This window comes from Paenibacillus sp. FSL F4-0122 (genome assembly GCF_038002845.1).
Lineage (GTDB): Bacteria > Bacillota > Bacilli > Paenibacillales > Paenibacillaceae > Paenibacillus_AQ > Paenibacillus_AQ odorifer.
The window spans coordinates 205,433-217,826 of sequence record NZ_JBBODI010000001.1; the positions used below are offsets into that span (position 1 = coordinate 205,433).

The window sequence follows — 12,394 nt, forward strand, 5'->3', positions numbered from 1 at the left end:
TTACTCAAGTCCTTCATAGCTAAACCAGTCGAAATCAGCATAGCTTTCGCTCTTTGCGCCTTGAGAGCTTGTGTACATCCCGAGGTATGCTCCTGTGAATCCTCCGGCCAGATCGGTGCTGAGCACTCTGCCATCCGTCCGTTCGCAGAAGGCTGTCCACTTGGCGGCTTCAGAAGGTCTGTAATAGAAGCTATACTCTTGTCCTCTGGCTTCCACCTTAAGCTGTATCTGATCCTGTGGATATGGCACTGACGCCAGCAGCTGCTCGCTGCCACCCATCCGCTGAATCAGCTGTAATACACGTTCGCCTGCCTCCAGCCCCAGTTCATAACGGAAGTGGTGATCCGCATTTTGGAGGAGAACAAGACCAGCCACTTCCCCTTCTGCAGCGGGACTAAACGTCACGTCCGTCGCCGCTCTGAAGCTCAAATGCTGCTGGCGTCTACCGATATAAGATGGATTGGTGATCTCCGAGAGCCGTTCTGGCTTCAGGCGAAGCCGCAGAACTCCAGGCTTGTCGGTGAGACTCCAGAATTCACCCCGCGGTGTCCGCAGGAAATTCCAGATCGGTGCCAGCTCATTGGCCATAAACTCATCGCGTGCAGGCAATTCCGGCCACTTTGTCTCCGGCAAATCCGGAGCCTCCGTCTCAAATTCCAGCACTCCTTTGCCGGGATTGACCACAGGCCATTCATTCTCCCAGATTACCGGTGTCAGGAAGGTTTCACGTCCCAGATTGCGGTAATAACCACCGCTGGTTCGTGAAGCCAAGCAGAACATCCACCAGTCACCATGTTGAGTCTCCACTAGCTCTCCATGACCCACATTAACAATAGGATACGCTCTGCCAAGATGGCGATGCGTCAGAATCGGATTGGCTTTATGGCCCTCATAAGGACCGGTCACACTCTTGCTTCTGGCAATCGTAATCGCATGAGTATGCCCGGTGCCGCCCTCGGCAATCAGCACGTAATACCAAGCGCCGATCTTATAAATATGCGGTCCCTCTTGCGCATGAGCTACCTTGAGTGCGCCTTGCCAAATACTATGCTTCGGACCGATTAGCTTCCCTTGGCTGAGATCAATCTCCTGCAGCCAGATATCCATATGCTTTGGATAATCCTGCCCTTCCGGCGGAACACGATTGCCGGTATAATACACCTTGCCGTCTTCATCGAAGAACAAAGAGGAGTCAATGCCGGGTGCATCCTCCAGCCATACAGGGTCAGACCAGTCTCCGGCCGGATCGGTTGTTGTTACATAGAAATTATGCTGGTTCTTGTCATTGTCAATAAAAGTAGTAATCATATAGAAAACTCCCTCATGATAGCGGAGCGTCGGTGCCCAAATGCCCATGGAGGGAATCGAGTGATCCAGATTGAGCTGGGACGGGCGGTCCAGTACATGGCCAAGCTGGCGCCAATTGACCAGATCCTTGCTGTGGAAGATAGGAACGCCTGGGAAAAATTCAAAGCTTGAAGTCACAAGATAATAATCTTCACCAACACGGATAGCGGAAGGGTCAGGATAAAATCCCGGCAGCACTGGATTGCGGAATGTTCTCATTAAAAGTAATCCTCCTCAAAACAATTCAAATGTAAGCACCACCAATTATAGTTCGTATAAGTTTAACTTTCTTGTATTTTCTATGTTCTATTTCTTCATTTTTATACTTTCATGCTATATTGCCCATATTTCACTCCTTGTCAGCGAATAGCCTTTCCCTCTAGAATGGGTGTAATAGGATTTACCTGAAGGGGTGAGCAGCTTGGGAAAAAGAAAGAAATTGTACTCCCGCTTTTTTATGAGCCTAACCGCGATTTCAGTTTGCTGTATTCTAGTACTGGCTGTAGTGATCTTTTATTGGTACCGGAATATTACGATAGATAATGTCAACAAGGCGAACCAAAATGTACTGGTGAATACTGAAACCGTTTTTACAAACTATGAAGAGATCGTCCAGAATTACGCTATGGACTTCTATAGGAATCCAAACATCAACGCGCTCATGATGAATGGCGATACCAGCTGGAGCGACCAGTTGTACAGTGCCCTAAGCCAAATCCGCGGAGCATTGGTTGTGAACCAATATATGGAGAATGCCTACATCATGGGAGTGGATGAGCCTGTTGCCATGTTCGAAAACCTTCCGCTAAGCCCTGAATCCAAGCTGGAGCTGTTCTCGAGAATGCGGGATAACATTATTGTTGAATCACCGTTTCTGTGGGAAGCAACCTTGAATAACGGTGCCCCCATTACCCTGCTCACCGTGTTCTATAATGACCGGGCATTTGCGGATAGCGAATATAATGGTGCGGTAGCGCTGACCGTCAATCTGGGAAAGCTGCAGAATAATCTGTTTACGCAAAAAGAAGGCGAAACCACCCGTTACGCTGTGCTTGACGGAAAAGCATCGGTGCTCATGCACAGTGCATTATCTGACATCCCTCTGGAAGAGGGCATGTTAAAGCAGGTGGTGTCATCCACCTCTGAAAGAGGCTCTTTTGTCTATAGGGGAGGTGCAGAGCCACAGCTGATTACCTATGTATATTCTGCAGCGGACAAGCTGTGGTTTGTGTCGGAGACTTCCTACAAGGATAGCATCCGTGATATCTCCAATGCCCGCAATCTGATGACTGGCCTATGCTTGGCCTTGATTGCCGCCGCATCTATAACCGCCAACCTGATCTCGCGGCGGATGTATAAGCCAATCGGCCGGCTGTTCGGCAATATCGCTCATCTATCTGGCAATGAAGAAGCGCTGAAAACCGGTGGCGATTTCGATACCGTAAGCCAGGAGCTCGAACAGATTGGCGTTAAGCTGGAGCAGCTAAAAAAAGAAAGCGATGATAGCGCCTTGATGCGGTGGCTGCTTTCCCCGCAGAGAACACCGGAGAACAGCAGGACACCCCTGATGAGTATAGCCGCTGCTGGGGGAGCATATTGTGTATGCGTGCTGACCGCTCTGGAGCCCGATCAACCTGAAGACTCCGACTTCCGGCATACCTTTGAAGAAAACATACAGCAGATTGAACATGCCTTCTGTGAACTTGCAGCCATTCAATCCTTCCGCCCGCATCAGGGCACTGCTGTGCTGATTCTGAGCGAGCTTCACAGCGGCAGCTTCGGCGATTACGCTTTGTACCGCGGTAAATGGGAAGAATTCGCGGCTCAGCTGCAGCTTTCCGGATCCTGCTGCGTCCTCGGAATCAGCGGGCTGACGGATGATTTAAACCTACTAAGGGCTAAATACAATGAGGCTGCAGACAGTCTGCAATATATTAAATTTCATGTGCAGCAGAATATCATCTTTGCCGATGATACGATCCATCTGAACAGCAGCCCAATGCCCGACAGTGCCCTTGAACCGGTACTGCAAGCCGTTAAGCAGACGGAACTCTCGAACCATATTCCACAGGCAGTGGAGAGATTGCTGGCAGTAGCCTGCAGTTACCGCGTCGAGCCTGCCACCATCGCTTTATCGAGACTGGTCTTTGAGCTCAGTCGCACGGCTGAGCTTAATGCAGACGTCCAACATTCCGGCTTTCTAGATAATTACCAGCATATCTGGCAGATCCAAAGCTATGACAAGCTATGGAATTGGATTGTAAACAGCTGTTATACCGCCCACGAGCGCATTGCCAGCATGAGTGCTGTACAGACCAAGAGCATTGCTGGTGAAGCCATTTGTTATATCAGAGATCATTATGATGACTCCAGGCTCTCCCTTAATGCCCTTGCTGACAAGCTATCGCTAAGTCCCGCTTATCTCAGTAGACTTATTGCCGACGAAGTAAACTGCAGCTTTCCCGATTTCGTTAACCTGCTGCGTCTGGAGCAGGCGCAGATGTTATTAGTCACTGAGCTTGGCTTGGATATCCGGGAAATTGCCGAGAAAGTGGGCTACAACAGCAGCACCTATTTTACAACCCAGTTCAAAAAGCGTTATGGGGTTACACCTTCCAAATGGAGAATGAATCATATTCTGCAGAAGCAGAATCTTCCTGATTGACCCGCTAAAAGTAAGGAACAAAGGGGATGTCCCGGCAGCATTTTCATAGCCGGAGACATCCCCTTTTTGACTTTCTATGAATAATCCCTCGCGTCGCATATACTATGAGATTTCCCTTTAAATCAGGCTTTTTAGCACCTAAAAAACAAAAAAGTTCTGTTTTTTTCGTTTTTTTAAGCCGTCCTTTTCCGCTTTTTTTAACTTTTTTCCGTTTATTATGATAGCGTTTACATTCCGGGTGGATTTATGATTTTCATGTAAAGCGTTCTCCTAAACAAGGGACGGAAATGACAACGCTAGTATAAAGGAGTGGACTGTTAATGATGCAAGAGGCTACATCGGAGACACAAGGAATGCCAAGTCCGGGAATCAGGACGGCCAAAGCCAAGAGCTTCCGTAAATCCCTAAGGAAGGACAGCTCGCTTTATTTGCTCGCTCTTCCGGGAATCGTCATTCTAATTCTTTTTGCTTATCTGCCGATGAGTGGTCTGATTCTCGTCTTTAAAAATTACAACTTCAACGACGGAATCTTCGGCAGCCCGTGGGCCGGCTTCTCTAATTTCGAGTTTTTCTTCTCTAGTATGGAAGATTCTCTTAGGGCTACACGCAACACGGTGATGTTAAATGCACTGTATATGCTAACCGGCACGTTTTTTTCAGTGGCCATCGCCATTATTCTAAATGAGCTGCGCAGCAAATGGTTTATCAAAATCACGCAGAGCGTCATGTTTTTCCCGTATTTTATTTCCTGGATTATTATCGGAGCCATTCTGTTCTCCCTGCTGGATTACGACAAAGGCATTATGAACCAGTTGCTCCAGACATTCGGCTTCTCTCAGGTTGACTGGTATTCCAGCCCTTGGCTGTTCGTAATCATTCTCGTGCTAGCGAATATCTGGAAAAGCGCTGGTTACGGCGCCATTATCTATTATGCGGTGCTGCAAGGCATCGACACTTCCTATTATGAAGCTGCAAGAATCGATGGTGCCTCCAGATGGCAGATTATCACCAAAATTACGGTGCCAATGCTGATTCCGTCGATCATTCTGATGACGCTGCTGGGCATCGGGGGCATGCTAAAAGGCGATCTCAGTATGATTATGGGGGTAACGTTCCTGAATCCGTTGCTTCTGCCGACTACCGACATTATCGATGTGTATGTATACCGCACAGCCATCCGTTCCGGAGAATTCGGCTTTGCTTCAGCCATCACGCTCTATCAATCCGTCTTTGGTTTCATCCTGGTGCTGGTGGCCAACAAATTAGCCGGCTGGTATGACAAAGACAGCAAACTATTTTAGGAGACTGATAAGATGCAAACTACCGAAAACAAAGGCCTGCTCATTTTCTTTTACATCTGTATTGCCGTATTTTCAGTAATCTGTCTAGCGCCGTTTATTCTGGCAGTATCCGGCTCATTATCTACCGAATCCAGAATCGCCGCGGAAGGCTATTCGTTCTGGCCCAGAGGCTTTACCTTTGAAACCTATGAATTCCTGTTTGGCTCGAAGGCACAGCAGATTCTGCGGGCGTATTCCATGTCGGTGATCGTTACGGTGCTGGGTACCGTGTCGGCCGTATTGGTGACCACCGCTTACGCTTATGTTATTTCCGTTAAAAGCTTCCGGCTCAAAAATTTCTTCGCCTTCTTCGCCTATTTTACAATGCTGTTCAGCGGAGGAACGCTGCCATGGTATCTGCTTAGCACCAAATATTATCATTTGGGCGATACGCTCATCGGTCTGTTCATCCCTTATGTGCTAAGCGTCTTTCTGATGTTTCTCATGGCTAACTATTTCCGTAGCATCCCGCATGAAATCGTGGAATCTGCGCAAATCGATGGTGCCGGACATCTGCGCATCTTCTTCAGCATTATGATTCCGCTGGGCCGCGTCGGACTGGTCACCATCTCGCTCTTTTACGCACTGCAATTCTGGAATGACTTCTATTTGCCACTAATGCTGGTATCCGATCAGGATCTCTATACGATCCAATATTTGATGTATAACATGATGGCGAACATTCAGTTCCTAGCTTCCGGCAATGCTGCTCAAGTTGGTGGAGCTATCATCGCACCGCCACTGGAGACAGCCAAAATGGCAATGACCTGTCTGACCGTTTTGCCAATCGCCATATTATATCCTTTTCTCCAGCGTTTTTTTGTCAAAGGTATTATTGTAGGTTCGGTCAAAGGATAATTCCAGCAAAGATACCAAATTATGTTCGGTTGCACCGGGTTTATGCTCCCCTACTTCTTGATGTACAATGGGACTTAAGGGAGCACGGCCTTTGCAATAGATGCCTCAAACATTATGATTCTATTTCAGGAGGGTTCATCATGAAAAAGAAAAAAGGTTGGTTAAGTTTGTTCCTAGCTGCGGTGTTCTTGGTAAGTGGCTGTGCTCAGGGCAACAATGAAAGCGCTCCCCCTAGTTCTGGGACTGGAAATGAAGGTACCTCTTCCTCTACGGATAGCGGTAGTAATGACGGCAGCGCCTTGACTCCTGCCAAATTGAAAATTGTGCTGTACGGGGATGAGTCCAACCGGATGAAGGAACTAGCGAAGACATCGTTCTACGACACTATTAAGAAAGAAATCAATGCTGAGGTTGAATTTCAGTTTCTTCCTTGGACCGAATATGGCGGCGGCAAAACTGACTTAATGCTGTCTACGGGAGAAGACTTCGCAACCTATACAGATGCCAATTACATGGTAAAATCTGTGGCAAAGGGGCTTTATGCCGACCTCACTCCGTATGCCGATGCAGCAGCTGATTTGAGTAAAAATGTGGACGAGGCCTCCTTCAAAGCCTTTCAGCTGGAAGGCAAGCAGTATGCGATCCCCGTCGGCAACAAACCGAATTCTGCGGAATTCTACAGTGCGCTAGTCAGACAGGATTTGCTTGAAGAAGCCGGGATGACACAGGTCACTTCACTGGGGGAACTAGAGCAGTTCTATGATAAGGTCCATGCCATTCATCCCGAACTGATCGGGTACGCCAACACCGATGCACGCAGACTCCTACAATATGATTACACGGACAAAAACCTCTATTGGCAAAATGATTTTATTGCCCTGGATGAGTCTGTGAAGGATGATAAAATTATTAGCTGGTTTGAAACCGAAGAGTTCAAGAGTTATGCGAACCTTATGCACGGCTGGTATGAAAAAGGAATCATTCCGAAATATGCCGCCACCAATGTTCCGCAGCTGCAGTCTGACTGGAACTCCGGTAAAGCGATGTTCTGGGCCGGCACAGCGGCACGCCCATTCGAAGGTGCGGCAACCATCTCACAAGCAGTGCCTGATGCCAAACTGGTCAACTATTTCCTCGGCAGCGGCCGTCCAAAAATCAGCCGCGGCACTTACAGCACCGCCTTTTTCGTCTCCACCGCAGCTAAAGACCCTGAACGTTACGTCATGTTCTTCAATCTGCTGCAAAAAAACCAGGAGCTGTACGACTTGTTCGCCTACGGGATAGAAGGAACAGACTATACGCTGGATGAAAACGGGCGTTTGACCAAAATAACCACTGATTCGCTGATCCCTGACTGGCTGCTGATGAACAAAAACTTCATGCGTTTCGATAACACGGTACCGGACGAATTCATTGCAGAATATAAAGCTTGGGACGATGGAGCTATCATTTCCAAAGGTGCCGGCTTCAACTTTGACAATACACCCGTCAAGAATGAAGAAACGAAGCTGAACGGCGTATTCACTGAATACCTCGCTCCGATCGGCAGCGGCTTCAGCGATTATGACACCGCCTTCCCCAAAGCGCTGGACAGACTAAAAGCAGCGGGAATAGACAAATATATCGCTGAATACCAGAAACAATTTTCCGAATGGTACGCTAAGCAGCAGTAAGCACCGCCGCGGCAATTATCATACCGGTCAATCGAGTAGGAGGGGGCGGCTAGCCCCCGACCTCTCACACCACCGTACGTACCGTTCGATATACGGCGGTTCATGAAATATTCCGTAAGGAGTTGTATCTGTCCAATACACTCTTTAATCCATTGGCTTCCCAATATTGGTTATTCAATGCATGTTGTAGAATTGGACTCCCTGCAATTCGCCAATACCCTTTTCGGGTATTTCCCCACTCATAGGCTTTATCCTTAGGTACCCCTAAGGATATAAGTCTTTTGACTTTGGTTCTAGGGGTCTTCCACTGCTTCCAGAGGCACATTCGTAGCCTTCTTCGTATCCATTTATCCATATCTCGAAAGGTACTTGGGGTATCCGCCAGCGAGAAATAACCGCACCATCCCATGAGGTAGTGGTTTAGTTCCTTGATTCGCTCTTCCATCTTCATCGATCTCTTTCGAGAGGATATCTCCTGTATTCGAACCTTGACTCTCTGTAAGGACTGCTTCGCAATTCTCACCTTTGGTTCTTTGTCCACACTAAAACTAAATCCTAGAAACTTTCGTTTCCAGGGACGGTCTACCGCGCTCTTTACTTGGTTCACCTTCAGCTTTAGCCTCGTCTCGATGAATCGGGTGACCGTTGTCTTGACTCTCTCTCCTGCTCTTAGCGTTTTCACGTAAATATTGCAATCATCCGCATAACGAACGAAGCGGTGCCCACGTTTCTCGAGTTCTTTGTCGAGCTCATCTAGGACAATGTTAGATAATAACGGACTCAGTGGACCGCCTTGCGGGGCACCTTCCGTTGTCGGGGTTACTAACCCGTTCTCCATCACACCTGACTGAAGATATTTGCGGATAAGCAGGAGAACTTTCTTGTCCTCCACTTTCTCCGAAATCTTCATCATCAGTCGGTCATGGTTGACGCGATCAAAGAATTTCTCCAAGTCTAGGTCGACTACGAATCGATATCCTTCTTTCATAAAGGTTCGAGCTTTCCTCACCGCATCATGCCCTCGTCTTTTCGGACGGAATCCATAGCTATGGTCGGAAAACTCTGGATCAAACAATGGAGTTAACACCTGCGCGATTGCTTGTTGAATCATTCGATCTGTCACGGTAGGTATTCCTAGTAACCTAACACCTCCGCCACCGGGTTTCGGGATTTCGACTCGGCGCACGGGGCTCGGTTCATAGGTTCCTTCTTCTATGGCATGCCGCAAGGTCTGCCAGTTTTGTACGATGTGTTCTCGTAAGGATTTTACGGACATCCCATCTACGCCATGACTTCCTTTATTCGCTTCAACACGCTTTAAGGCTTGCAGAAGATTTTCCCGTGATAGCAGTTGCTCCAACATTTTTTTTTAACCTCTCTTTACGTGATTTATACCTTCCATTTGTGCCAAAGATGAACTCCGCCCTGCTGAAGACCCCCACGGGATTCACCGTTTCCTTCTTCAGTCAGGTCCTTTCGGATTTTTTTTTCTGCATTCATCGCTCATCTTGAACGCCTGGATGTATAAATCCTATTCCATGTTCAGCCCTTCCGCAGCTGTTGCAACAGCTTGCGTACTATGGCGTCTGCTGACTTCTGTGCACTCAGCCTACTCTCACAAGTAGGGTTACGAAGTATACTCGCCTATCACACAGATCTCCCCAGGTAAGAACGCTATCTTCCTCTCCATCTATCTGCTTCATTTACTCTCGTACGCCTTTGGCAGTATGGACTTTGGTTTGTTGTGCAACCTCATCCAGCCTACGTTAGCCTTGTATGAAGTTCGTATTCCTCAGACCGGAGATTTGCCGCTGGCTTCCTTCAGATTCCACCTCGCGGTGGACACCCTTGCCTTAAGCTAATGGCTACTACTGCCTTCGCCATTCGGGACTTCAACCCTATAGATAGCGCCCATGCTGGGCGCACACAAAGAAGCGTGCTCCTTAATGGAGACACGCTTCTTTTGGCGTCACCGAACGACGTAGCTAACAGGCAGAAAAGCGTAATAGCATGTCCGATATTATGGTACAATTTGTAATACTAAGGCGGGGTGAAAAACTTTGAGGAATATTGTTAATGATACTCAGTTTCTCAGTGAAAGAGCTACGATGATGTACTATTTTCAAGATGAATTTTACAATCCTGAGAAAACTGAAATTTTTTATTCACCATCAGGGAAGTTTAAACTTGAAATCCATCACTATAACCATGTAGAAGGTATTATTAGATATAATTATACAAAAGGAATTATTACGGATAGTGAGCATAAAACCATCGACATAATATATAGAAACTTCGGCACATTTCTATTCAGTTGGTTAGAGATAAATGGCATAGAATATCTTTTAGGTGGGTTAGATTATCAAGGGTATTCAATTGTTAATTTATCAAATAAACAAACCAAACATTATGTTCCTGAAGAGGCATATAAAGGTCATGGATTTTGCTGGGGGGAAATAATATATTTTCAACAAAAAAAATTAATAGTGATTGATGGATGCTATTGGGCATGTCCTTATGAACTTGTTTTTTATGATTTTTCTAATCCGATGAATATGCCATATAATGAATTATTTCGCGTGGAAGTTGACAGTATAACAAATTGGGATAATTGGAAAGATTACTGTAGGGTTAGATATCTTGATGGGGAAAACAACGAGAAAGAATTTGTATTTTAGAGACTACACTAACGGAAAACGATAGTGGGGGAGCTTCCTATAAGGTAGCTCTTCTTTTCTATTAAACTAACCGGTAACAACTAAGGGAATATTGGAGGAATACTTTTATTGTAATTAATGATCGAGTGTTGCCCGTTATAGGTTAATACTATAAATATTATTTCTATTATATATTAGACCAATAAACGCCTATAGCGCTATTATGTTATTTATAATAATAACGTGGAGGGATAGTCTGATGTCTATTTATGATTTTCAAGCAAAGTCAATTCATGGTGAGCCTGTTGAATTGTCCATTTATCGAGGAAAAGTTCTGCTTATTCTGAACACTGCCAGTAGGTGCAGCTATTCTCGCCAATTACCTGATCTCCAAAAAATTTACGAAATTCACCATGAGCAAGGGTTTGAAATACTTGGTTTTCCTTGTAACCAATTCAACGAGAAGGAGCCAGAAAGCAACTCGGAAGTACATGAATATTGTGAGAGCAACTTTGGAGTTAAGTTTCCTTTATTTGAGAAAGTTGAGGTTAGGGGACCGTCTGCCCATCCTTTATTTCAATATCTAACACAGCAAGCACCATTTCAAGGATTCGATACTGAGACATCAGGCGGTAAATGGATGCAGGATTTTCTGCAGGAAAAGTATCCGGACATATATGCCGGCGATGGGGTTAAGTGGAATTTTTCGAAGTTTTTAATCGATAGAAACGGTCATGTATACGGTAGATACGAAACAACGACTAAACCTTTTGACATAGAGCCATTTATTGAGTCACTTCTTTTAAAGTAAATGAATCCGATTGGTAATTTAACCCACAGAGAACGATAGTTTAACATAAAGGGTTTACATATTAGGCATGCAAAACATATATAGACCCTCTCCATTTTTTATCGGATTACTTCCTTTATTTATGTATATATCTTTACTGCCTGACGACGATACCGATTTCTTTCAACTGAAGCACCATCTTTTTGACTTCAATAAAAAGACAACCTTCTTCAAGAAGGTTGTCTTTTATGTGATCAAGCGCTTGCTTGTAAGCTAAGCAAACTCCCCATCGTAAGTTCTTATTCACTAATCGTTGCGTTATCGTATAAGTCAACCAATTCGTCGAAGGAGGTAATAATGACATCAGAGCCCTTCAGCTCATCCTGACGTCCGAAGCCTGCATAGGCGCAGCCGATTACGGTCTGGCCATTTCCTTTACCTGCCTGAACATCAGAAGAACGATCCCCAACCATCCAGGCACTGCTGATACCATGATTATCCAAAAGAATACGTAGCAGCTCGGTCTTAGTCGCAGTGCCTTGACCTCCCGCACTATACAAGCCTTCGAACAACGCCTTAAGCTCATGCACCACAACGATGCTGTGAATATAATCCTCCAGCCCGTTGCTAGCCACAAACAGCTTCACTCCGCGCTCTTTAAGCGCTGTCAGTGTCTCAACCACCTGTGGATACAGTAGTGTGCCTCCGGCTTCAAGCCCTTCAATCTCCAGCTGCAGGAGCAATTCATCCGCCCGGCGGTGCACGGCTTCATCTGCTTCAGGCATAACATTCTTCCAAATGTCTGCCAGCAACATTCCTAAGCAGCCTAGAATACGTTCTTCTGGTGGTGTAGGTCCTACGTATAGTCCCTCTTCCCGCAAAATATCGAACATTTTATGATATGCAGGCAATAAAAGACTTTCAGTCTGGAACAATGTTCCATCCATATCAAATACAATCGCTTCTGGCTTGTTCAGTTTCGCATGAACCACGTTTTGTTCCGTTCCTTGTACTTCGTTACTCATCTGTTGTTCCTCCCCATTCTGTTCTACTTCAGGTAAGAC

At 46.1% G+C, this 12,394-nt stretch carries 9 protein-coding genes; 6 read left to right on the forward strand and 3 right to left on the reverse strand.

Annotation, left to right across the window (positions count from 1 at the left end; genetic code table 11):
- Window positions 1-1,566, reverse strand: a complete 1,566-nt coding sequence (locus tag MHH49_RS00885) for a glycoside hydrolase family 43 protein (protein WP_036684004.1) — start codon at window positions 1,564-1,566, stop codon at window positions 1-3.
- A 202-nt stretch (window positions 1,567-1,768) separates the two neighbouring features.
- Here MHH49_RS00885 and MHH49_RS00890 point away from each other — a divergent pair, with 202 nt between their 5' ends.
- From MHH49_RS00890 to MHH49_RS00905, 4 genes are all read left to right on the forward strand, one after another.
- Window positions 1,769-4,012, forward strand: coding sequence for an AraC family transcriptional regulator (locus tag MHH49_RS00890; RefSeq protein WP_076213892.1), 2,244 nt, complete (start codon window positions 1,769-1,771; stop codon window positions 4,010-4,012).
- Window positions 4,013-4,332: 320 nt separating this feature from the next.
- Complete coding sequence (locus tag MHH49_RS00895) at window positions 4,333-5,313, forward strand: ABC transporter permease (protein WP_051491306.1); 981 nt, start codon at window positions 4,333-4,335, stop codon at window positions 5,311-5,313.
- 12 nt (window positions 5,314-5,325) lie between these two features.
- The gene (locus MHH49_RS00900) at window positions 5,326-6,210 is read left to right on the forward strand and encodes a carbohydrate ABC transporter permease (protein ID WP_038569639.1); all 885 of its coding nucleotides are present in this window, start codon (window positions 5,326-5,328) and stop codon (window positions 6,208-6,210) included.
- A 140-nt stretch (window positions 6,211-6,350) separates the two neighbouring features.
- On the forward strand, window positions 6,351-7,883 hold the full coding sequence (locus MHH49_RS00905) for a DUF3502 domain-containing protein (RefSeq protein ID WP_076275056.1): 1,533 nt from the start codon (window positions 6,351-6,353) through the stop codon (window positions 7,881-7,883).
- A gap of 100 nt (window positions 7,884-7,983) precedes the next feature.
- On the opposite strand, the gene ltrA is transcribed toward MHH49_RS00905, so the two are convergent.
- On the reverse strand, window positions 7,984-9,246 hold the full coding sequence (gene ltrA, locus MHH49_RS00910; protein WP_036681916.1) for a group II intron reverse transcriptase/maturase: 1,263 nt from the start codon (window positions 9,244-9,246) through the stop codon (window positions 7,984-7,986).
- Between the two features lie 697 nt (window positions 9,247-9,943).
- On the opposite strand from ltrA, the gene MHH49_RS00915 reads away from it, so the two are divergent.
- On the forward strand, window positions 9,944-10,561 hold the full coding sequence (locus MHH49_RS00915; protein WP_094902492.1) for a hypothetical protein: 618 nt from the start codon (window positions 9,944-9,946) through the stop codon (window positions 10,559-10,561).
- 238 nt (window positions 10,562-10,799) lie between these two features.
- Entirely contained in the window at window positions 10,800-11,351 is a 552-nt protein-coding gene (locus MHH49_RS00920; RefSeq protein WP_076099986.1) for a glutathione peroxidase, read from the forward strand.
- 278 nt (window positions 11,352-11,629) lie between these two features.
- Here MHH49_RS00920 and MHH49_RS00925 read toward each other — a convergent pair whose 3' ends face one another.
- Window positions 11,630-12,355, reverse strand: coding sequence for an HAD family hydrolase (locus MHH49_RS00925; protein WP_051491308.1), 726 nt, complete (start codon window positions 12,353-12,355; stop codon window positions 11,630-11,632).
- Window positions 12,356-12,394: the final 39 nt, after the last annotated feature.

Bases quoted from the DNA above. Each gene is read 5' to 3' on its own strand.
- MHH49_RS00885 (WP_036684004.1), bottom strand. From the start codon at position 1,566: ATGAGAACATTCCGCAATCCAGTGCTGCCGGGATTTTATCCTGACCCT.
- MHH49_RS00925 (WP_051491308.1), bottom strand. From the start codon at position 12,355: ATGAGTAACGAAGTACAAGGAACGGAACAAAACGTGGTTCATGCGAAA.
- MHH49_RS00895 (WP_051491306.1), top strand. From the start codon at position 4,333: ATGATGCAAGAGGCTACATCGGAGACACAAGGAATGCCAAGTCCGGGA.
- MHH49_RS00905 (WP_076275056.1), top strand. From the start codon at position 6,351: ATGAAAAAGAAAAAAGGTTGGTTAAGTTTGTTCCTAGCTGCGGTGTTC.
- MHH49_RS00900 (WP_038569639.1), top strand. From the start codon at position 5,326: ATGCAAACTACCGAAAACAAAGGCCTGCTCATTTTCTTTTACATCTGT.
- MHH49_RS00920 (WP_076099986.1), top strand. From the start codon at position 10,800: ATGTCTATTTATGATTTTCAAGCAAAGTCAATTCATGGTGAGCCTGTT.
- ltrA (WP_036681916.1), bottom strand. From the start codon at position 9,246: ATGTTGGAGCAACTGCTATCACGGGAAAATCTTCTGCAAGCCTTAAAG.